Source organism: Nocardiopsis sinuspersici, from assembly GCF_001998325.1.
In the GTDB taxonomy this organism is placed as follows: domain Bacteria; phylum Actinomycetota; class Actinomycetes; order Streptosporangiales; family Streptosporangiaceae; genus Nocardiopsis; species Nocardiopsis sinuspersici.
This window is the reverse complement of the sequence record NZ_MCOK01000001.1, coordinates 2,003,522-2,025,831: the sequence shown is the minus strand read 5'-3', so window position 1 is coordinate 2,025,831 and position 22,310 is coordinate 2,003,522. Positions and strand designations below refer to the sequence as shown.

Here is a 22,310-nt window from a genome sequence, read left to right as displayed (position 1 = left end):
AGGAACCCTGCCGTGGGCACACACCAGCCCCAGACCCCACCGGGCGACGAAGACACCACCCGTCCCCAGGCGCCCGTGGGCCCCCGCGTGGCCGCCAAACGCTCCCGCCGCAAACGCACCCTGATCCTGGCCTCGGCCACCACGGCGGCACTCCTGGTGGCGGGCACCGCCACAGCCACCGTCATCGCCACCGGAGCCGACCCCGACACCACCACCAACGCCACCGGCGTCCCCGACGCCGACCCCGACCCCCTGGTCACCGACGACACCACCCCCCAACACGGCGAGGACCTGCGCCGACAAGCCCAGGACGCCGTCGCCTCCGCCACCCAGAGCACCAGCACCGAGGCCTCCACCATCCTCGAAGAACCCGAGGAGACCGAGGAGGCCGAAGAACCCGCCGCCCAGGAGGACACCCCCGAGTCCACCGGCCAGGGCGGCACCTGCCAGGCCTCCTACTACGGCGCCGAACTCGCCGGAAACCAGACCGCCAACGGCGACACCTTCGACCCCAACGCCATGACCGCCGCACACAAGACCCTGCCCTTCGGCACCCAGGTCCAGGTCACCAACCCCGACAACGGCAAGTCCGTGACCGTACGCATCAACGACCGCGGCCCCTACGTCGACGGCCGCTGCCTGGACCTGTCCACCGCCGCCTTCGACCAGATCATCGGCACCGGAGCCGGAGTCGGCCAGGTCCAGTGGCAGGTCGTGGGCTAAAACCCACCCCCACCCCCGCACCAGACCCCAGGCGCCCCTTCCCACCACACGGGAAGGGGCCCTCGCGCGTGTGGGCCCACGCACGTCGCCACGACATGGCACAATCCCCAGCACCCACCACCGACACACAAGGGAGCAGGGGCGTTGTTTCGCACCACCACCGGCTGGGTCGTCTCACCCACCGACCTCGTCGACACCCTGGAGTGCGACCACCGCAGCGCCCTCAAAACCGCGCTCGCCGCACGCCTGCCCGGCGCACCCGCACCAGAAAAAGTCGACCCCCTCATAGCCCACCACGGCCTGGTCCACGAACAGGACGAACTCGACCGCCTCACCACCCTGTTCGGCGAAGTCGTCCACATCCCCGACCCCCGCCCCGACGACACCTCCCTGGCACAGGCCGCCACCGCCACCACCCAGGCCATGGCCGCCGGAGCCCCCGTCATCTACCAGGGCAGCTTCCACCACCCCCTCACCCCCCACCACACCGACCACCCCGTCGCCTTCCACGGCCGCGCCGACTTCCTCATCCGCTCCGACCTGGACCCCGCCACCGGCCACCAGCGCACCCCCGCACCCACCACCCCCACCTACGAACCCTGGGACACCAAACTCGCCCGCCACCCCGGCCCCGGCGCCGTCATCCAACTGGCCGCCTACGCCCAAGCCGTCACCGTGGCCACCGGCCACACCCCCCAGCACATGCACCTGCGCACCGGCGACGGCCACACCCACACCCTGGCCACCACCGAATTCACCCCCATCCTGGCCACCGTCACCACCCGCCTCCTGAACCGCCTGAACCAGGAGATCGCCCTGCCCACCCCCACCTGGGGCGAACCCCGACCCGCCTGCGAGAGCTGCGGCTACACCACCTGGTGCGCACAAGGACGCACCGCCGCCCGCCACCTGTCCCTGGTCGCCGGACTACGCACCGACCAGGCCGCCAAACTCACCGACACCGGCCTGAACACCATCGACGCCCTGGCCCACGCCCACCCCGACCAGCGCCCACCCACCCTGCCGCCCCGCTCCTTCGACCAACTACGCGCCCAGGCCGCCCTCCAGGTACGCCAGGACACCACCCGCACCCCCGCCAACCCCCAGGGCACCGTCACCGCCGAAGTCTTCTCCCCCGACGGCCTGGCCTCCCTGCCCGCTCCCAGCCCCGGCGACGTCTTCTTCGACATGGAGGGCTACCCCTACCACTCCCGCGAGGGCGAACGCGGCCTGGAATACCTCTTCGGCGCCACCACCGAGGACGAAGGGGGCACCGAGACCTTCCACGCCTTCTGGGCCCACGACCGCGCCCAGGAGAAGAAGGCCCTGGAGGACTTCGTCGATTTCGCCCTCACCCGCATCGACACCGACCCCGGCGCGCACATCTACCACTACGCCTCCTACGAGGTGGACCGCCTCAAACACCTCAGCTCGGAGTTCGCCACCCGCGAGGAGGAGGTCAACCGCCTCCTGCGCGAGAACCGGCTGGTGGACCTGTACACCGTGGTACGCAAGAGCCTGCGCGTGTCCCAGCGCTCCTACTCCATCAAGTACCTCGAACCCCTCTACCTGAGCGGCGCACGCTCAGGAGGCGTCACCACCGCCACCTCCAGCATCGACGCCTACGCCGCCTACCTGCGCGCCACCCACACAGGCCAACACGAACAGGCCCAACACGTCCTGGCCGACATCGCCGCCTACAACCGCGACGACTGCCACTCCACCGCACGCCTGCGCGACTGGCTGGAGGACCACCGCACCCACCAGGGCATCACCGACCGCCCCCTGGTCCAACTCGAACTCACCGAAGCCGAAGCCGAACGCGCCCGCAAACGCGCCGAGAAGACCGCCCGCCACACCGCCCTGACCCAACCCCTGCTCGACCAGGTCCCCGACAAGGCCGAGGAACGCCGGGGCGACCACCACACCCGCGCCCAACTGGCCGCCCTGGTCGGCTACTACCAGCGCGAGAACCTTCCCCCCTGGCGCGAACACTTCCGACGCACCAGCGCACCCCTGACCGACCTGGAAGCCGACACCGACTGCGCCGTCCCCTGGCAGGTCCACACGGGGGAGTGGATCGAGCCCAGCGGCCGCCAACGCAAATCCCGCCGCGAACTCGCCCTGCGCCTGGACACCTCCCACCCCCACCCCTTCACCCCCCACCAGGACGTCCACCTGCTCTACCCCGGCGCCCCCGGACAGGCCGCCACCACCACCCAGGCCACCATCACCCACGCAGACGCCCACACCCTGACCATCACCGAGACCTGCGACCCCGACGCCACCTACTCCCGGCCCCCCGTCGCCGTCCTGCCCGGCTCCCCGGTCAACCCCGCCCCCAAGGACGGCGCCCTGGAAACCGTGGCCCGTACCGCACTGGACCACCTGCCCGCCTGGCCCCACCACCCCGGCCTGGACGTGGTACGCCGCATCCCACCCCGCCTGGACCCGCCCGGCCCCCTGCCCGACCCCGCCCACCACCAAGACGACCCCCTCAGGGCCGCCATCGCCGCCGTGGACCGCCTGGACCACTCCTACCTGGCCGTACAGGGACCACCCGGCGCCGGAAAAACCTACCTGGCCGCCCAACTCATCACCCACCTGGCCCGCCAGGGCAAGAACGTGGGCGTGTGCTCCACCAGCCACAAAGCCGTGGAGAACGTCCTGTCCGCCGCCCTGCGCGCCGCCCACGACGCGGGCGTCCACCTCGCCGCCGCCAAACGCGCCAAGAGCCGCACCAAGGACACCGGCCACACCCCGCCACCGCCCTGGGAACAGCCCTCCACCGCCCAGGCCCTGGCCACCTGGCGCAACAAACACACCGCCCGGGCAGAACCCGTCCTGATCGGCGGCACCGCCTGGGCCATGTCCAACGCCGCCATGACCGCCGACCCCCTGGACGTCCTCATCATCGACGAGGCCGGACAGTTCGCCCTGGCCGACACCCTGGCCGTCTCCACCGCCGCCCACAACCTCGTCCTGCTCGGAGACCCCCAACAACTGCCCCAGGTCGTCCAGGGCACCCACGGCGAGGGCGCCGACGCCTCCGCCCTCCAACACCTGATGGCCGGACGCCAGATCATCGACCCAACACGCGGCTACTTCCTGGACCAGACCCGGCGCATGCACCCCGACCTGTGCTCCACCGTCTCCACCCTGGCCTACCAGGGCCGCCTGCACGCCCACCCCACCACCACCCACCGCACCCTCTCCACCCTGCGACCAGGCGTGTACACCCACCCCACCACCCACCACGGCCGCACCACCCACAGCCCCGAAGAGGTCCAGGCGGTCGTGGAGGTCGCCACACGCCTGGTCGGTGAGAAACTCACCACCCACCCCGACCAGGGGCCACGCCCCCTGACCGGCCACGACATCCTGGTGGTGGCCCCCTACAACCTGCAGGTACGCGCCCTACGCCGCGCCCTGGAAGCGGCCACCGCCACCCAGCCCGCCCTGGAGGGCGTACGCGTGGGCACCGTCGACCGCTTCCAGGGCCAGGAAGCCGCCGCCGTCATCTGCTCGATGACCACCTCCAACGCCGCCGACACCAGCCGCGGCACCGCCTTCGTCCTGGACCGCAACCGGCTCAACGTCGCCCTCTCCCGCGCCCAACTCCTGGCGACGGTGGTCTTCTCACCCGGCCTGCTCACCACCACCCCGCGCAGCATCGACGAACTACGCCTGCTCGCCTCCTTCACCGGCCTGACCCAAGACGCCCACCCCTGGCCCCACGGGGGCGCGTGAGAAGACCCCCGCACCAACGCACCGCCGAACAACCCGAAAAACACACCCCCGGCCCCACCCGGCCACCGGTTCCCCACACCCCACGGGTGGAGTACGTTTTACACAGCACCCACCCCAACGCCCGCGCACCCGGGCGGGCCCCGCGCGCGTGCGAGGGCCCCACCGCCCACACCCCGCGCCACGGGCGCACCCCCACCCGGACCACCACCCGTTCTCGAAAGGCACCCCGGCCCCCGTGTCTGACCGACCCTCCGCCCCCGGCGGCGGCCGCAACACCCGCCACCCCGCCGGCATCCGCGCCGTCATCTCCCTCCTGGCCCTGTTCGCCCTGGTCCTGGGCCCGGTGGGCTACCTGCGGGGCCTGACCGCCAACGCCCACGCCGGCTCGGCCGCCGAATGGTTCACCCTGGCCTTCGGCGCCGCGGTGGGCATCCCCCTGCTGGCAGCCGCCGTGGCCACCGTCGCCGGAGACCGCAAAGCAGCCCTGTGGTCACTGGCCCTGCTGGCGTGGCCGGTCGTCTTCGTCACCGCCCTGCACCTGACCCAGACCGCCTAAGACCCACCCCGCCCGCACCTGCCACCACACCAGGACCCACAGGCAGCGGTAGGCTACCGGCGTGTCACCCAAGAAACGCAAGCGCCGCAGGGCCCACCAGCCCGACACCACCCCCACCCAGGCGCCCCAGGCCAACACCGAGCACACGGGCACCACCCAACACACCCCGGGGGAGCGGATCAGCCGGACACCGGTGGTACTCACCGACCCGCCCGACCGCAGGATCACCGCCCTGTGGGTGGGCCTGGCCCTGCTGTGGGCACTGGGCACCCCGCTGGCACTGGCCAACCTGCTGTTCGTGTTCATGGACCTGCAGGGAGCCGCCCCCAGCGCCCAAAACCCCACCGCCCCACCCCCAGAGAGCGTGGACGCCATCGGCGACGCCCTGGTCTGGGTCCTGGTCCTGGCCCTGGTGGTCCCGGCCGCCTCAGCCGTGACCGCACTGGTACTGCGCCGCAAGATCGCCGCGATCGGCTTCACCACCGCCCTGGTCGTCGCGGCGGTACCCCTGCTGTGGGTCATGCCGCCCGCCCAACTGTGGGACGCCCTCCTCACCCACCTCCTGGGCCCCTGACACCCCACCCGCACCTACCATGCCCACGCCCCATCCTGGGCCATCATGGATCACCGTGAACACACCCCACCCCACCCACCACGACCCGCCCACCGACGAGGTCGCCCTCCCCGAACCCGTACGCGCCCGCCTGGAACACACCACCCACGGCGTCCTGGTCGACACCCGCGCCCTGGCCCAGGTACGCGAGCGCTTCGACACCGAACAGGCCCACGTCCTGGGCCGCTACCTGGCCAACGCCCAATCACCCAACACCCTGCGCGCCTACCGCACCGACTGGACCTCCTTCACCGCCTGGTGCCTGGCCGAACAGCGCCAGTCCCTGCCCGCGGACCCCGTGGACGTGGCCGTGTACCTGGCCGCCTGCGCCCACACCCGCACCCCCGACGACACCGCCTGGGCCCTGGCCCCCTCCAGCATCGAACGGCGCGCCGCCGCGATCGCCGCCGTCCACGGCGCCCACGGCCTGGAATCACCCACCCGCGCCGAAGTGGTGCGCATGACCCTGCGCGGCATCCGCCGCACCCGCGACACCCGCCCCCGCCGCAAGGACCCCGTCGTCCTGGCCACCCTGGAAGCCCTCCTGGCGGTACGCCCCCACCCGGGCCACCCCCAGGGCGTGGCCCGGCGACGCGACACCCTGCTGCTGCTGACCGGATTCGCCGGAGCCCTGCGCCGCACCGAGCTGGCCTCGCTCACCTTCGACGACCTCACCGTGCGCACCGACGCCTCCACCGGCGCACCCGCCCTGGTGGTACGCCTGGGCGCCACCAAAACCGACCAGGAGGACCGCTACGGCCAGGTGGTGGCCCTGCCCCGGGGACGGCACCGCCACACCTGCCCGGTGTGCGCCCTCGCCGACTGGTCCCACCTGCTCCAGGCCCACCTCCAAGGCGGCACCCAGGCCGTGCGCGAGCTACTGGCCCAACCCCAGGCCAACACACCCCTGACCCACCTGTGCCAGGACTGGAACGGCACCGACCTGCGCGACGGAAGCCGGCGCCCGCTCCTGCCCACCGTGGACCAGCACGGACACATCGGGGCGCGGGCCATGTCGGGCCGGGCCGTGGGCGAGCTGGTCAAACGCTACGCCCGCCGGGCCGGACTCAACCCCGACGACTTCGGCGGGCACTCCCTTCGGTCCGGATTCGCCACCCAGGCGGCCCTGGGCGGAGCCAGCGACCGCGAGATCATGCGCCAGGGCCGCTGGACCAACCCGCGCACCGTGCACGACTACATCCGCACCGCCAACCCCCTGGAGGACAACGCCGTCACCCGCCTGGGCCTGTGACGCCGATCCCACCAGCAACCCCGGTGTCTCAGGTTGTCAACAAACACCCCAGCAACACTCGAAATCACCCACCAAAGTGCGATCCTTCCCTGATGAGACATTAGGTTGGTTGCGTGAGAAAGGGGACGGACCCATGGTCGACGAGTTTCGCGCGGCATTCCAAGAACTGATCGACGCCTCCGTGGCCACCGACCCCCGACACTTCCCCACGGCCGTCCACAAGGTCTACCTCCTGGCCTCCCAGATCCCCGTCTCCGAACGCGAACTGGCCCTGGAGGCCCTGGCCCCCCTCCTGGCCGGAGACCAGGCCGCCCCCGGCATCATCGCCGACCTGTCCGTGGTCGCCGGAGCCCTGGTCGAAATGGGCACCGACCCCGGCCCCACCGGCGTGGAGGTCCTCCACCGCCTACGCACCATGGGCAAGGGCGCCATCGTCTTCGCCCACGCCTGGGAACGCACCGGCGACAGCGCCCCACCCGACCCCGACACCGTCACCGCCGACGCCGAAACCCGCGTCGCCACCGACCTGGGCCCCGACGCACCCGGCGCCACCATGTGCTGGTGGACCATCCGCCGCCACGGCCTGGCCGCCAAGACCATGCTCAGCGAACCCTCCGTACGCGCCCACCTGCGCCGCACCCCCGCACTGCACGCCGAACTCGTGGCCATCGCCAACCAACTCAGCGACCCCCTCCCCGAGTTCGACGAGGTCCGCGCCCTCCTGCGCATGGCCGAAGCCACCAGCGCCCTGGTCATGGACCGCCACTCCGGCCGCGCCTTCCGCGTCCTCTTCGACGGCATCGGCGACAACTTCCAACTCCACACCCTGCTCGCCGACGCCCTCATCGGCCCCCAGCGCCAGGGCCTGCCCGGAGAACCCCCCGACCCGCGCTGGGTCAGCGCCTTCCGCGACACCGCCCCCGACCCCGGCGCCCAGACCGTACGCGGCTGGTGGAACCTGGTCGCCCACGACGGCACCTGGGTGTGGAACGAGGGCGTACCCGCCCAGATCCCCACCATCGACGGCGAACACGTCCTGGTCCTGGACGAACAGCCCTACCCCCGCTCCTGGAACGCCGCACGCCGCCACCCCCAGGTACACGGCTGGCTGGAGGTGGAGTCGGAACTGGACCCCGAGGAAACGGCCCTGTGGTGGAAACGCGTCGCCCCGGCCGAACCCGCCATCCCCAGCGCCGACACGCACCAAGGCCCCCCGCCCCTGCCCGAACCCGTACTCCTCCAGGGCCAGGACACACCCCAGCCCCAACGGGTACGCAACTTCCTGGCCCAGGGCGAGACCACCACGGAACCCGACGCCCCCGCCCCCACGGCCCAGATCCCCACCGTCCCGCCCCCGCCAACGCAGCCCGACCCAGAGCCCGAAGCCGCACCCGCCCCCGCGCCCGCTCCGGAGCCCCAGGGCACCCCCCTCCGCCAAGGCCGCCCCGCCCCGGCCGGCGCCCCCGGCAACAAACTCCTGCCACCCCTGCCCCAAGGGGTGTCCAAAAGCGCCAACTGGGGACCCACCTGGCGCTGAGACCGCCACAAGCCCCGGCCCACACCACACCGGCCCGGGCGGCCCCCGCCGCACCCACGCGCAGGAACCACCCGGGCCGATCCGCCCTCAGGCGCGGTGCCGGGCCGCCGGCTGCGGCGCCGCCTGAGTGGGCCCCTCGTCGTCCCCGTACAGGCCCTCGAAGTACTCCTCCTCCGTGGGACCCTCGCTCTCCCGCTCCCGGCGCCAGCGCCCGCCCACGAACACGGGAGTGAACAGCACCACCACCAGCGGAACGAACACCCCCAGCGGCAACAGGACCAGGGCACCCTCCGTCCCGGGCACCTGCGGCAACCGCTCCAACAGGTGCATCCGCACCAGCGACACCGCGCTCAACGCCCCCAGCGTCAACGCCATCGCCAAAGGCAGCATCGGCGTCAAACGCGCCGGAACCGCGGACAGCGCCACCAGCAGGCCCACACCCACCAGCCCCGCCACCGCCAAAGGCCCCGATCCCTGCAGGACGCCCATATCAGCGGCGTACAGACCACGCAGATGAGCGAACGCCCACCCCGTCATCAGGACCAGCACGGGACCCACGATCAAACCGGACAAAAAACCGACAAAGTGTCGCACGAGGGTGCTCCTCTCAGGGGTTGGGGAGCACCATAGCGGCAAAAACGATCTCCGGCATCACATCCCACCATTTCCCCACACCCCCACCACACCGGCCCATACACCACCCCCACCAGCGCCACCACCCCCACTGAACTGGGCCGACGCGAACAACGAACACCCCGAACACGACCCCGACGTCATCGAACCCGCCACCCGCATGTTCGACCACGCACGCAAGGGCCACACCACCACCCCGACCCGGTACCTGGACGCCGGACTACCGGCCGACCTCACCAACGACAGGGGCACAGGGGCGACACCCTGCTCATGCCGGCCGCCCACCACGACCACACCGACACCGTCGCCGCCCTCCTCCACCACGGCGCCGACCCCCACGCGAGCACCCCACCACCCGCGAGACCGCCCGCATGTTCGACGAACAGGACCCGCTCACCCTCCTCGAACACCGAACCGTCCCACCACACACCAGAGCCCGGCCCCCACCCAGGAGGAACCGGGCCCGCACACACGGCAGGACACACCCGCCGACCACGCCCTAACCGGCGCCGGGACCACGGCGCAACGAGTCCGCACCCGGCCGACCGGGCACCTCCAGCACCCGGTCACTGGGCGCCCGGGCACCCCACCGGCGACGCACCTCATAGGCCACCAGCGCCACCAGCACCGACCCCACCGACGCCAACAGCGCCTGCCGCTGGTCGGGCAACACCACCATCGCCACGAAAACCGTCACCAGACCGAGCAGCACCGCCCACGTCAGGTACGGAAAACCCCACATACGCAACGCCAACCGCTCAGGCTCACGCCGACGCACCCGTCCACCCACCACCAACTGCGAAGCACAGATCGTCAGGAACAGGACCAACAGGATCGCGCCGATCGACGCCACCAGGAACGGGAACACCCGGTCAGGCCACAGATAGTCGGCCACCACCGCGGCATAACCCACCACGGTGCCCAACAGGATCGCCCGCACCGGCACACCCCGACCGTTGGTCCCACGCAACGCACGAGGAGCATCACCCTGCCGCGTCAGGGTGAACAACATCCTGGACGAGGTGTACATCGCCGCGTTGAGCACACTCAACACCGCCACGAACACCACGACCTCCATGATCAACGCCGCCCCGGGCACACCCACACGCTCCATCACGGCCACGAACGGACTACGCCCCGGATCCACGGTGCTCCACGGCAACACCATCACCACCACCAGGATCGACGCCACGTAGAACAACCCGATACGCCAGAGCACGTTCGTGATCGCCGACGCCACACTCCGCTCGGGCTCCACGCTCTCACCAGCGGCGACCGTGATGATCTCCACCCCGCCAAAGGCGAACAGCACCACCACCGTGGCAGCCAGCACCGCGACCCACCCGTTGGGCGCGAACCCGCCGTGCTCCCACAGGTTGGCCACACCAGAACCGTCCGAGCCGCTCCACAACCCCAACGCCCACAGCCCCCCGATCAACAGGAACGCCACGATCGTGGCCACCTTGACCAGGGAGAAGAACGACTCGGTCTCCGCGAAGACACGCACCGAGACCAGGTTGGCCGCCGTCATCGACAACAGCACCAGCAACGCCAGCGCCCACCCCGGCACCCCGGGCACCCACTGGCCCAGGATGGTCGCACCGGCCACCGACTCCGCGGCCACCAACACCGCGTACATCCACCAGTACACCCACCCGATGATGAAACCCGCCCGGGGCCCAAAGGCCAAACGCGCGTAGTCGGAGAAGGACCCTCCCGCGGGAACCGCCACCACCATCTCGCCCAGGGCACGCAGGGTGAAGAACACCAGCGCACCGGCCAGGACATAGGAGAGCACCGCGGCCGGACCCGCCAACTGGATCACCGCACCGGAACCGATGAACAGCCCGGCACCCACCGAGCCACCGATCGCGATCAGCGCCATGTGACGCCGCCGCAGCGAATGGGCCAGCCCCGCACCGGAGGCATTCGTTTCGTTGGCCGCCCCCGAGGGCGGCATCGCACCGCTTGTCACCTGGCCAACCCTAGGCACATCTCATCCCGTGGACATCCCCGACCCCACCAAAAACAACGGATGACCCCATCACGTGCACCACACCCCGGCCCCACACACGAGAGACCCCCACCCGGCACAACCCACACCACCGCACAGCACCCCGCGACACCGGGGGAGGGGCACCCCAGGCGGCGACACGCCCACCACCAGATGAACACACAGCGACAACGCTGCTACGTTCAGCACTCACACCGTGTACGCCACCCACCGCACAGGACCAGCATGCCCCACACACCCGCCATCGACCTGGCCCACATCCAGCACCTGTACCGCACCCACCGCGACGACCTCGCCCGCGTCCGCGAACACATGCGCCACCACCACACCACCACCCCCGGCCCCCACCCACACGACATCGAAGCAGAGATCACCTACCTGCTCCTACGCGCCCACACCCCCGCGCACACCCTCCAGATCGGCACCGGCCACGGCTCCACCACCACCTGGATCCTGCACGCCCTGCGCGACAACGGCACCGGACACCTGCACTCCTTCGACACCCACGACCACGCCACCCGCCACGTCCCCACCCACCTGGCACACCACAGGTGGACCCACACCCAAGGAGACCCCCGCACCAACACCACCCACCTGCCCCCGCACACCGACCACCTCGTCCTCAACCCCACCCAAGGCAGCTGGTTCACCCGCTGGTACCTCAACCACCTGCTGCCCACCCTGCCCGCACACACCCCCACCAGCGTCCACGGCGTCTTCCACCACACCCACACCCCGCCCTACACCGAAGGCGCCCTCATCCTGACCTGGCTCACCAACAACACCACCGGCTTCTTCACCGCCTCCGCCGCCCGAGCACCCCACACCCACCGCGCCCTGTGCGACCTCAAAACCGAACTGGGCCTGGCCACCCCCATCCACCCCGCCCGCCACAACCCCACCATCTACTTCCGCCTGCCCCCACACCCCCACCACCGGGCCACACCCCCCACCACCCGACACACGAAAGAGGGAGCGAAGGCCACAGCCCCCGCCCCCTCACAGGACACCACCACTCAGCTCTCCTCAGCCTCCACCCCAGAAGCCTCCGACCCCCGCAACTCCCGCAACCGGCTCACCTCACGCACACCCACCACATCAGCCGCATCAGCCACGATCCGCGAAAAATTCACCGGCTGATCCAAACTCACCATGTGCCCCGCACGCGGCACGTTCACCAACCGACCATCCGCACACGTGTCAAAGAACTGCTTCTCATGAATCCGGAAGTGGTCCCGCGACCCGTTGACCAACCACACCGGCCCCGGATACGCCGACAACGCCGACAACACGTCCATCTCCGAAACCGCGTCGATCACCGCCGTGGCCGCCTCCACCGCCAGACCACCGTCCAACACCGCCTCCGCGGCACCATCACGCAACGTCAACCGGTGAAAACGCTCATTGATCGTCGCACCCCGATCCGGCAACCGATCCATCAGCACCGCCGGAATCCGATACAACTGCGCCAACAACTGCGCGGGCTTGGCCGTACACCCGGCCGCCACCAACCCCGCCACCCGACCCGGCGCCGCCCCCGCCGCCGCGATCGACACGAAACCACCCAGACTCAACCCCACCAACAGCGCACGACCACCCACACCATCGATCGCACCCAACACCGCATCCACCGCACCCCCCAGCGAGAACTCCTCACCACGCCGCGACCCGTGCCCGGGAAGATCAGGCGCCACCACCGTGCACCCCTGAGCCTCCAACAACTCCACCTGCGGACGCCACATACTCCCCGACAACCGCAACCCATGCACCAGAACGATCGGCACACCCATGAACGCCTCCTCCTACCGCGCTCCGTAGCGCACCGTCACCGGAGCATGATCAGACCAACGCAACCCGTGCTCCACCGCACGCTCCACCCGCGCCGACACGGCACGCGCCGCCAACCCCGGCGTGGCCACCTGCAGATCGATCCGCCACCCCGTGTCATTGTCAAAGGCCCGCCCCCGATAGGACCACCACGTGTAGGGCCCCTCCTGATCCGGACACAACGCCCGCACCACGTCCACATACCCGGCCTCGTCGAAGACCCGCGACAACCACGCCCGCTCCTCGGGCAGGAACCCCGCCTTCCTCCGGTTGTTGCGCCAGTTCCTCAGATCCACCTCGGCGTGCGCGATGTTCCAGTCCCCGCACACCACCAGCTCACGCCCCTGCTCCACCACCTCACGGCGACGCTTGACCAGATAGGGCAGGAACGCCTCCATGAAACGCTCCTTCTCCAACTGACGCTCCGTACCCACCTCACCCGAGGGCAGATACAGACTCGCCACCGTCACCCCACCCAGATCCACCTCCACATACCGGCCCGACTCCTCGAACTCGGCATGGCCGAACCCCACCCGCACACCATCGGGCTCCTCACGCGAGTACACCGCCACCCCCGCACGCCCCCGCGCCGACGCCGGAGCCAACACCACATGCCACCCCTCAGGCCCGATCACCCCCGCGGGCAACTGGTCGGCCTCAGCCCGCGTCTCCTGCAAACACACCACGTCAGCCTCCGTCGAGGCCAACCACCCCACGAACCCCGGATCCTTCTTCGCCGCGGCCCGCAGACCGTTCACGTTCACACTCGACACCGTCAAAGAACTCGTCATCACAGGACAAAGCCTAGTCACACCTCACCCACCCCCACCCTCGGCCACCAGACGCCGCACCACCCCATAGGTACGGTTCGACGAGGCCGCCTCCCGCCGCGCCCGGGACGTCACCTCGATATAGGCCTGCGAGGAAGCCACCGACGCGTGCCCGAGCAAGTGCATGATCTCGGTGACCGAGGCCCCGTCCTCCGCCAACCGCGTCGCGAAGGTATGCCGCAACGCATGCACCAGCGTCCCCCGCGCCACCCGGTCATGCACCCCCGCATGCCGGTAACACTGCTTGACCAGGTACTGAAGCCCACCACGCCGCAACCCCTGCCCACGGTTGTCCACCAACAACGGATCCGACTCCCGCACCACCCCGAACCGCCCACGCCGCGAAACCAGATACGCCTCCAGCAACGCCTCCAACGGCACCTCGATCGGCAGGACCCGCTCACCCCCGCCCTTGCCCACCACACGGATCCGCCGCTCACCCGGACGCCCACCCACCGACTCCACCCGCAACGCGAGCATCTCCGCCGACCGCATCCCCGTCAGCAACGCCAGAGCCAACACCGCCAGATCCCGCTCCGGCCACGGATCACGCGCCTTACGCGCCCCCCGCGCCAACGCCTCCAGCAACCGCTCGGGGGTGTCCTCGCCCATCAACGGCTTGGGAGAAGAAGGCCGCACCCGGGGCCGCGGCACCGCCGACATCGGATTGCCCGCCACCACCTGCTCCGACACCCAGAACGCGAAGAACCCGTTCCACGTCGACCAGGCCCGCAGCACACTCGACGCCGCACGCTCGGCGGCGAACTCCGCGAACGCCGCCCGCAACACCGGCGCCCCCAGATCCGCCCAGACCACCCGCTCGGGCTCCACCCCCACCGCCTGGGCCACGCACTCCAACACCCCGTGCAGGTCACGCCGGTAGGCGGCCACCGTGTGGGGGGAGGGCTTGGCCGCCCGACGCGCCACCAGATACTGCTCAACAGCCTCGACCACAGGACCCGTCTGACCACTCATATCCACAGCATCCCCGATACCGCAGGCACTTCCACCACCCACCACCCGGATTCGAACACTCTTCGGACAGGAAGGCGGGGGAGTGGACCCCAGGAGGGCCGGGGCGGGGGAGAGGCCTCCCTCAGAGCACGTCCCACGGCACCGGGCCACCGCCACGACGACACCAACACACCGTAATGACATGTAACCCTTGGTGACCAATGGTGAACGTCGGCCCTCGGCCGGGGGAGTGGGGGTGAGGGCGCAGGGCATGCGGGCGCGGGGCGTCCCGCCGGGCAGGAGGCGAAGACGGCACACACAAGCACCGGAGCGAGCAGAACCGGGGGAACGTCCACCCAAACGCCCAAATTACGCATAACAACTCAAAACCCTACAAAGTCATGCATAACACGGTTTATGCATGAAACATGGAGAGATCCGACATCCCGAGAGGGGCACGGACACCCCCGAAACCCCCGCCGAGCCACCACCACGGCCGCACACCACCGGGGGACCACCCCACGACAACCCGACCCACCAGGAGGCAGAACGCGCCCGCACACACCGCACCACGGAACCCACCGGGCGCCCACACCGCCCATGAACAGCCAGGACACCGAACCAGAGACCACGGCGCGCCGGCGGCCCACGGCCCCGGACACCGAACCAGGACGGCACAGCCGAACCACCGACCCGCACAGGAGCCGCACCAGCAACGGCATCCGACACGGCGCACGAGCCACTGAGGAGAACCCTGAAGAGAACACGCGACTCCAGGAGCGAACGCGCACCTCGAACCAGGCACATCCGCCGCCGCACCAACGACGACTCCACGGCGCTCACCGGCGAGCAGCCGCCCGGCCCTGCCGCGAGGCGCCGGCCGAGACACCCCAAGACGCCAGACCCACACGAGAAACGCGCACAACGCCCGGACGCCGGCCCTCACAACCCCTTCCCCGCCCCCGCCACAAAAAGCCGATAATGCACATTATGTCAAGTAGAGCTGACGGGCGCCCCCACCACCCAAGAAAACAACGACGACACCCCGCCCCCCGCACACAGACCTACTCCGGCAACCGCAACCACCCCGTACGCACCCGCCACGAACCACCCGACTCCAACCGCTCCACCACCGCACGCTCCAACCGCGTCCGCCGCGGCGCCGACCCCACATCCACCCTCGGCATCCCGAACACGAACCGGAACACATCCGCATCCCCCGGCTGCCCCCCACCCACCAACGTGAACCGACGCTGGAACCGCACGATGTTGGACTCCTCCCCCAACACCCCACCCCACCGCGGATCCAACAACCACGACGTACACGTGGCCACCACCGGATCACACCCCAGATGCTCCCGAGCAAACCCCCGAGCCCGACCCAACGCCCCATCCACCGACACCGGATCCAACCCACCCGTCGGAATATGCAACCGCAAAGCCACATCCCCCCGACCCATCCCCGGCCCCAACCCCGCGGCCTCCTCCTCCGAATACCACTCCACACCGCCCCCCTCCACCAACAGACCAGGCTCGAACTGCAACCCGCCCAACCAGTACAGACGCCCACGGAACTGCGCCGCCACCCACGCCGCCGTCTCCACACACAACCGACCGAACATCCGACGCGACCGCGCCACCTGCACACCCACATCGGCCAACGTCGCCGCCGTCACCGACGGATCCACACCCAACGCCCCATGCGCCTCGAACTGCGCCGGCACCCGCGCCGCGAACGCCCACAACGACGCCACCCGCACCCGCGGATCCTCCGCCTCCACCAACGCCGGCCAATCCCGCCACCGCCCCACCGGCAGATCAGCGTCCGCGCACAACCGCCGATACATGCACCCCACCAGATGCCACAACTCCGGCGGCCACTCCCCCAACGAAGCACCCGACCCCGGCCACAACGCCTCCACCTCGGCCCGATCCACCGCCTCCAACGCGAACAGATCCAACACCCGAGCCGCCTCAGCCCCCACCGGAACCTCCAGAGCCCTCACCGGCTCCGGCAACCGCTCCGCCTCCTCCAACCACGCACGCACATCCGCGCCCAGACCGAACCGTTCCACCACAGCGACGCTATCCATCCCCACATCATGGCCAACCGCCACAGCACGCGCCAGTGAGGCCAGCCTCACAGGTGGGCATAGTGTTGACGTAACCCACCAACACCCCACCAACCGAGAACGAGGACCACCACCGATGCCCGTGCCCGACCCGGCGCACCACATCCGCGACTGGCTCGCCACCTACGACACACCCACCACATCGGTGGCCCACCTCCTCTGCGACCGCCACACCCCCCACACCACCGCCACCACCGAGATCGGCCCCACCCTGGCCGCGACCACCCTCACCTTCGGCGAACTCACCGAACGCTCCCGAGCCCTCGCCGCCGCACTCGCCGACCTGGGCATCACCACCGGCGACCGCGTCGCGACCCTCATCCCCAAGGGCACCGACCTCACCGTCACCGCCCTGGCCGTGTGGCGCCTGGGAGCCGCCCTGGTCCCCCTGCTCTCCTCCCTCGCCCCCTCCGCCATCACCGAACGCCTCACCGACTCCCACGCACGCCTGATCGTGTGCGACGCCGAGTACCGCAACAAACTCGACACCGACCACTCCCCCACCCCACACATCGCCACCACCGGCACACACCCCCTGCGCGAGGGCGACCACACCCTGGCCGGCCTCACCGAACACGGCGCCACCCTCCCACCCCCCGCCGACACCGCCGTGGGCGGCGACGGCCTACTCGCCATCGTCTACGTCTCCAGCGTCATCGGCCCGCCCCGCGGCGTGCGCGTACCCGTACGCGCCCTGGCCGCCATGCACGCCTACCACCACTACGGCCTGGGCGTACACGACGACGACGTGTACTGGAACACCGCCGACCCCGGCTCCGCCTACGGCCTCTACCACGGCCTCATCTCACCCCTGCTCGCCGGACACAACTCCCTGGCCCTGCGCGCCGGGTTCTTCGACCCCGAACTCACCCTCGACGTACTGGGCATCCACGGCGTCACCAACCTGGCCACCGACCCCACCACCTACCGCACCCTGCGCGCCGCCACCAAGACCCTGCCCCCCGAGGTCATGGTCCAGAGCCTGGCCAGCGCCGGAGAACCCCTGGCCCCCGACGTCATCGACTGGGTCACCGACATCTTCGGCGTACCGGTACGCGACCACTACGGGCAGACCGAACTGGGCTGGTGCGTGGGCATCCCCAACGGCGACACCGGCCAGGACGTCGCCCCACCGCCCGGAGCGATCGGCCCCGCGCTGCCCGGCTGGCGGGTCGAGGTCCTGGAGGCCATCTCCGACGACCCCGCTCCCCCCGGCACCTACGGGCGCATCGCGGTGGACCTGGAGCACAGCCCGCTCGCGTGGTTCGACGGCTACGTCGGCCACGAGGGCGCCTCACAGGTGCGCTTCACCCCCGACCACACCTACTACCTGACCGGGGACACAGGGATCCGGGACCGCGAGGGGTCACTGTTCTTCTCCACCCGTGACGACGGCGCGATCCTGACCTACGGCTACCGGATCGGCCCCAGCGAGGTGGAGTCGGCGCTCAACGCCCACCCGCAGGTGGAGGAGTGCGGGGTCTACTCGATCCCCGACGAGCTCGCCGGGCAGGTCATCGGCGCCCGTGTGGTCCTGGCCCCGGGCCGGGACGCGTCCCCCGAACTGGCCGAGGAGCTCAGGGAGTGGGTGCGCGACCGGATCGCCGAGCACGCGGCCCCGCGGGTGGTGGACTTCGTGGACGAGCTGCCCAGGACGGCCTCGGGCAAGATGCGGCGGGCCCACCTGCGGTGAACGCGGGCCCTCCCCTCCCCCGCCGCCACGAGCCCCACCGTGCAGACCCGGTGGGGCTCTTCCACGCCCGCGTCGCACCCCGGTGCCGAAACGACCGCGCCGTCGGAGTCGTCAGGCTCTGAACACCGGTGCCGGGCCCGGCGGCGTCGGGGGCGATGTCCGGCACGGCGCCCGTACAGGGAGGACGGGAGACCCCGCCACCGCTGCCGGTGACCGGGCCGACCGCCTCCGCGGGGCGGTCAGGGGACGAGTTCGTCCACGCGCGCGGCCAGTGCCATGTCCTTGTCGGTGACGGCGCCCTCGGAGTGGGTGCTCAGAGCCAGGTGCAGGGTGTTGTACCTGATGTCGATGTCGGGATGGTGGTCGGCCTGTTCGGCGGCCTGGGCGATCTCGTTGACCAGGGCGATGGCGGCGGAGAAGTCGGGCAGGCGCACGGTGCGGCGGATGGCGGGTGTGTCAGGATCCAGTTCCCAGTCGGTGAGCCGGGCGAGGCCGTCGCGGACCTGGTCCTCGGTGAGCTTCATGGTGGCTCCTCTCCCCCGTGGCCGGTGGTGACCACGTCGGCGGTCACCACGGCTCGTGTGGTCTGCGGTGGATGTTCCCGGGGCTACCTACCCCCGGTGAGGTCTCCGATCACGTTCGGCCCCGGTTTTCGGGTGTCGGTGCGGCGGAGCCGCTCCTTTTTTGTTGTTTTTCTTTTTTGACAAAAAGAACACCCACCTTTACGGCGTAGATTCTTAGTAGGTTCGTGTTACCAAGCTGAGGCCCGCGCTCCCACCTGCGCAAACCCCTCCCGCGTCCGCCCCGGTACACCCCCACGGCTTGCGAAATCCCCCGCAGGACGGTTCACTCTGGAGAACTCCGGCCCTCCCCCGCCCGGCGGACGTACCCCCAAGTCAACGCCCGCCTCTCCCCCGGAAGCGAGCCCATGCCCCACCAGAAGCGCCGGTCGCTTCGCGCCCGCATGATCACGCTGGTCCTCATCCCCAGCACCGTGCTGCTCATCCTGTGGTCCGCGTTCACCGCGCTCCTGGTCAACGACATCGACGAACTGCGCACCACCGCCGCCCTCACCGAACAGGTCGGCACCCCCGTCGTGGAGACCATCGGCGCCCTGCAACGCGAACGACGCGCCACCATGGACTCCGCCCGCGGCTCCAGAAGCGCCGCCATCTCCCTGGACCTCACCCGCCAGCAGACCGACGCGGCCGTGGAAACCCTCAGGCAGCGCCTCAACGAGTTCGACGGCGAAGACCTGCCCCAACAGGCCCATGACTTCCAGAAAGCACTCAACCGGCTCGGCGCCCACCGCGCCCGGGTGGACGTCACCTTCCCCTCCGGCCTCACCCTGGGCAACAGCGCCGCCGTCTACACCGAGATCATCGAGCAGGGCCTGCGCGTGTGGGACGCACAGGTCGAACGCGCCGACCCCGAACAAGTCCCCCACCTGCGCTCCCTGACCTCACTGATGCGCACCCGCGAACTCCTCAACCAACAGGACACCGTGCTGGCACACGCGGTGGCCACCAACACCTTCTCCTCCCAGGCCCACGCCCAGTTCGCCGCGGCCGCCGGAGCCCAGCACTACACCTGGGACCGCGTCGGCGCCGAACTGAGCGAGGAGGACGGCGAGGAGTACGTGATGCTGGAGTCCTACTCCGCCCTACAGCGCATCTACCAGCTCCAGGAGAGCATCATCTCCATGCCCCTGCGGGGCACCAACACCATCCCGGTCAACGCCACCGCCTGGCAGGGCGCCGCCGAGGCCGTGGACGCACGCATGCGCGGCGTCGAACAGGGCCAGACCGACCGCGTCATCGCCTTCAGCCACACCCAGTCCACCGAACTGCGCAACAGCGTCCTGCTGATGAGCGTGCCCGCCCTGGTCGCGGCACTGGCCTCCACGGCGGTGGCGGTGGGCGGCACCCAGCGGCTGGGACGGCGGCTACAGGATCTGCGCACCGCCACCCTGGAACACGCACGGGTGCACCTGCCGGAGGTGACCGCGCGACTGCGCGTGGGCGACAGCGTGGACGTGGACGCCGAGGTGCCCCGGCTGCGGGTGGAGCGCAGCGACGAGATCGGGCAGGTGGCCGAAGCCTTCAACGACGCCCAGCGCGCCGCGGTGGCAGCGGCCGTGGAGGAGGCACAGGTACGCGCGGGCGTGCGCAACATGTTCCGCAACATCGCCCGGCGCACCCAGGCACTGGTGCACCGGCAACTGGGGCTGCTGGACACCCTGGAACGCGGTGAGACCGACCCCGAGGTGCTGGAGGCGCTCTTTCGCATCGACCACTTCAGCACCCAGCTGCGGCGCAACGCCGAGAACCTGATGCTGCTGAGCGGGGACACCCCGGTGCGCCGGGGCCTGGGGCCGGTGCGGCTGCACGAGGCGGTCCGTGCGGCGGCGAGCGAGATCGAGGACTACGCGCGGGTGCGGATGCTGGTACTGCCGCAGGCGGCGCTGCGCGGCGAGGTGGGCTCGGACACCGTACGGCTGCTGGCGGAGCTGCTGGAGAACGCGACGTCCTTCTCCCCTCCGGGCACGGAGGTGACGGTGCGGGGCCGGGCCGTGGAGGCCGGCGGCTACGCCCTGGAGGTGGAGGACCGGGGGCTGGGGATGGCCGATACCGAACTGGAGGCGGCCAACGCCCTGCTGTCGGATCCGCCGCGGTTCGACCTGGCCACGATACGCGAGGACTCCCAGTTGGGACTGTTCGTGGTGGCCACGATCGCGGCGCGGCACGGGTTCGAGGTGACGCTGCACGCCTCGGCCTCCCGGGGCGTCCGCGCGGTCGTGGTCGTGCCGGAGCGGCTCCTGGCCTCCGCGCCCCAGAGCCCGAGCGCCTTGCAGATGACGGGACCGCACCGACGCCTGGACATCACGGGCTCCCCCGAGGGCGGGGTGGGCACCCTCCCCGCCGAGCCGCGGGTGCAGGAGACCGTACCGGACTCCCCACCGCCTCCCGACTCCCCCGCCCCCTCCCAGACCACGCCTCCCGCGCCCGCCGAGGCCACCCGCCCCGACGGGCGACCGGACGGCGCCGAGGGCGCCACAGCACGGATGCGGGCCGCGGAGGACGCACAGGAGACCTACAAGGGCCTGCCCCGGCGGCGGCGCAAGCGCACGCCCCCCGCCCCGGCGGCTCCCGTCGCCCCACCTCCGAAGGAGGGAGCTGACGGCGGACAACGACCGCTGTCGGAGATCCGGTCGATGATGAGTGCTTTCCAGACCGGGACGCTGCGCGCACGCGCCGGGTCCGGGGAGTGGAACGAGGACGGCGTGCGCGAGGCGCGCTCCGATGAGAGCTCGAAAGGGTGATGTCGATGACGGCGGACGCCGCGGCGCAGGGCCGCACCAGCGACGCTGGTGCTGTGGAGGGGCAGCCTCCGGCCAAGACGCTGGACTGGCTGTTGGGCGACCTGGTGGAACGGGTGTCGGGGGCACAGCACGCGCTGCTGCTGTCGGCGGACGGGCTGCTGCTGTCGTCCTCACCCGACCTGGACCACGAACGCGGTGAACGCCTGGCGGCGATCGCGTCGGGGTTCGCCAGCCTGGCCCGTGGGGCCCGTGGGCAACTGGGGGCCTCCGAGGTGCGTCAGACAGTGGTGGAGATGGACAACGTGTTCTTCTTCGTGCTGGCGGCCGGACGGGGCGCCTCCCTCGCCCTGGTGGCCGAGTCCACGTGCGACATGGGCCAGGCCGCCTTCGAGGTGAACCGCCTGGTACGCCAGGTGGGGCCGCACCTGTCGGCGCTGCCCCGGCGCGGTGGCAGGGGCGGAGGGGGGTGAGCCC

At 70.6% G+C, this 22,310-nt stretch carries 16 protein-coding genes and 1 pseudogene; 10 read left to right on the top strand and 7 right to left on the bottom strand.

Features of this window, described 5'->3' with window-relative positions:
* The first annotated feature begins 12 nt into the window (after positions 1-12).
* The 6 genes from NOSIN_RS08530 (at position 13) to NOSIN_RS08505 (ending at position 8,431) form a co-directional block, all read left to right on the top strand.
* Positions 13-723: a septal ring lytic transglycosylase RlpA family protein gene (locus NOSIN_RS08530; protein WP_236743328.1), complete on the top strand. Its 711-nt coding sequence runs from the start codon at positions 13-15 to the stop codon at positions 721-723.
* A gap of 144 nt (positions 724-867) precedes the next feature.
* Entirely contained in the window at positions 868-4,473 is a 3,606-nt protein-coding gene (locus NOSIN_RS08525) for a TM0106 family RecB-like putative nuclease (RefSeq protein WP_077690213.1), read from the top strand.
* A 235-nt stretch (positions 4,474-4,708) separates the two neighbouring features.
* Positions 4,709-5,029, top strand: coding sequence for a hypothetical protein (locus NOSIN_RS08520; protein ID WP_077690212.1), 321 nt, complete (start codon positions 4,709-4,711; stop codon positions 5,027-5,029).
* A gap of 61 nt (positions 5,030-5,090) precedes the next feature.
* Positions 5,091-5,603, top strand: coding sequence for a hypothetical protein (locus tag NOSIN_RS08515; protein WP_077690211.1), 513 nt, complete (start codon positions 5,091-5,093; stop codon positions 5,601-5,603).
* 55 nt (positions 5,604-5,658) lie between these two features.
* A complete protein-coding gene (locus NOSIN_RS08510) occupies positions 5,659-6,894 on the top strand; it encodes a site-specific integrase (RefSeq protein ID WP_077690210.1) in 1,236 nt (411 codons plus the stop codon).
* 133 nt (positions 6,895-7,027) lie between these two features.
* Positions 7,028-8,431: a hypothetical protein gene (locus NOSIN_RS08505; protein ID WP_077690209.1), complete on the top strand. Its 1,404-nt coding sequence runs from the start codon at positions 7,028-7,030 to the stop codon at positions 8,429-8,431.
* Positions 8,432-8,518: 87 nt separating this feature from the next.
* On the opposite strand, the gene NOSIN_RS08500 is transcribed toward NOSIN_RS08505, so the two are convergent.
* Both NOSIN_RS08500 and NOSIN_RS08495 read right to left on the bottom strand, forming a co-directional pair.
* Positions 8,519-9,025: a hypothetical protein gene (locus NOSIN_RS08500; RefSeq protein WP_077690208.1), complete on the bottom strand. Its 507-nt coding sequence runs from the start codon at positions 9,023-9,025 to the stop codon at positions 8,519-8,521.
* A 538-nt stretch (positions 9,026-9,563) separates the two neighbouring features.
* Complete coding sequence (locus NOSIN_RS08495; protein ID WP_077690207.1) at positions 9,564-10,949, bottom strand: amino acid permease; 1,386 nt, start codon at positions 10,947-10,949, stop codon at positions 9,564-9,566.
* A gap of 354 nt (positions 10,950-11,303) precedes the next feature.
* Between NOSIN_RS08495 and NOSIN_RS08490 the strand changes: the two are divergent.
* A pseudogene (locus NOSIN_RS08490) lies at positions 11,304-12,005 on the top strand (class I SAM-dependent methyltransferase); the annotation flags it as partial.
* A gap of 89 nt (positions 12,006-12,094) precedes the next feature.
* Here the strand turns inward: NOSIN_RS08490 and NOSIN_RS27705 are convergent.
* From NOSIN_RS27705 to NOSIN_RS08470, 4 genes are all read right to left on the bottom strand, one after another.
* Positions 12,095-12,868: an alpha/beta fold hydrolase gene (locus tag NOSIN_RS27705; protein ID WP_077690206.1), complete on the bottom strand. Its 774-nt coding sequence runs from the start codon at positions 12,866-12,868 to the stop codon at positions 12,095-12,097.
* Positions 12,869-12,880: 12 nt separating this feature from the next.
* Complete coding sequence (locus NOSIN_RS08480; protein ID WP_171986653.1) at positions 12,881-13,696, bottom strand: exodeoxyribonuclease III; 816 nt, start codon at positions 13,694-13,696, stop codon at positions 12,881-12,883.
* 24 nt (positions 13,697-13,720) lie between these two features.
* Entirely contained in the window at positions 13,721-14,710 is a 990-nt protein-coding gene (locus NOSIN_RS08475) for a tyrosine-type recombinase/integrase (protein ID WP_077690204.1), read from the bottom strand.
* 1,043 nt (positions 14,711-15,753) lie between these two features.
* A complete protein-coding gene (locus NOSIN_RS08470; protein WP_077690203.1) occupies positions 15,754-16,782 on the bottom strand; it encodes an acyltransferase domain-containing protein in 1,029 nt (342 codons plus the stop codon).
* A gap of 115 nt (positions 16,783-16,897) precedes the next feature.
* Between NOSIN_RS08470 and NOSIN_RS08465 the strand changes: the two genes are divergently transcribed.
* Positions 16,898-18,514, top strand: a complete 1,617-nt coding sequence (locus NOSIN_RS08465; protein WP_077690202.1) for an AMP-binding protein — start codon at positions 16,898-16,900, stop codon at positions 18,512-18,514.
* A 239-nt stretch (positions 18,515-18,753) separates the two neighbouring features.
* Here the strand turns inward: NOSIN_RS08465 and NOSIN_RS08460 are convergent, their stop codons facing one another.
* On the bottom strand, positions 18,754-19,038 hold the full coding sequence (locus tag NOSIN_RS08460; protein WP_077690201.1) for a 4a-hydroxytetrahydrobiopterin dehydratase: 285 nt from the start codon (positions 19,036-19,038) through the stop codon (positions 18,754-18,756).
* Positions 19,039-19,442: 404 nt separating this feature from the next.
* Here NOSIN_RS08460 and NOSIN_RS08455 point away from each other — a divergent pair, with 404 nt between their 5' ends.
* Both NOSIN_RS08455 and NOSIN_RS08450 read left to right on the top strand, forming a co-directional pair.
* Positions 19,443-21,836: a sensor histidine kinase gene (locus NOSIN_RS08455; RefSeq protein ID WP_077690200.1), complete on the top strand. Its 2,394-nt coding sequence runs from the start codon at positions 19,443-19,445 to the stop codon at positions 21,834-21,836.
* Complete coding sequence (locus NOSIN_RS08450; RefSeq protein WP_077693492.1) at positions 21,836-22,306, top strand: roadblock/LC7 domain-containing protein; 471 nt, start codon at positions 21,836-21,838, stop codon at positions 22,304-22,306. Before NOSIN_RS08455 ends, NOSIN_RS08450 begins: the two co-directional genes overlap by 1 nt.
* Positions 22,307-22,310: the final 4 nt, after the last annotated feature.